The organism is Thiolapillus sp. (assembly GCF_048562965.1).
GTDB lineage: Bacteria > Pseudomonadota > Gammaproteobacteria > Chromatiales > Chromatiaceae > Thiolapillus > Thiolapillus brandeum_A.
In genome coordinates, this window is sequence record NZ_JBHNMF010001700.1 from 1 (window position 1) to 507 (window position 507).

At 55.0% G+C, this 507-nt stretch carries 1 protein-coding gene; it reads left to right on the forward strand.

The features are described 5' to 3' along the window. The first annotated feature begins 117 nt into the window (after nt 1–117). Nucleotides 118–408 carry a hypothetical protein gene (locus tag ACOCD2_RS26300; RefSeq protein ID WP_419626461.1) on the forward strand — a complete coding sequence of 97 codons (291 nt, stop codon included), beginning with the start codon at nt 118–120 and terminating at the stop codon, nt 406–408. The last annotated feature ends 99 nt before the right edge of the window (nt 409–507 follow it).

Below are 507 nucleotides of genomic sequence, written 5' to 3' on the forward strand. Positions count from 1 at the left end.
AGGTTGTTGCGTAGTGCTTGGTGACCAGGACGTCTGGGGCACGAATAGGTTGTCAAAGGCCGAGTCGATTTTGGGGACTGGGATGTCCCAAAATCTATCACGAGGCCGAAGACACGCTTGTGTGCACTCGTCTTGGGCGAGGTCCCAGTCGGTGGTGTACTCTTTCCACTTGAGCAGGCGCACCTTGCCGCCGCCGGATTCCAGTACGCCAGATCAACACTGGTGCCCTTGGCGCGGGCCAGGACATCGGCCTCGCCGAACGGCCCCTTGGTCCACCCGTACTGCTCGAACCAGGCTGAGCAGAACTGGGTGTCGCTGTCGAAGCTGCCTGACTCGGGGCTGAGGTATTCGGTGATGGAGCGAAAGCGTAACCAGGAACAGCCCGACCCGAAAGGAAATGCACTATAAGTTATTGAAATTCTCTGTGATCTTGACTTTATCCTCAACCACAAAAAGCCCAGGTTCATCAATTATTAACATTGACATAAAAAGGAGCCTCCCCCCATA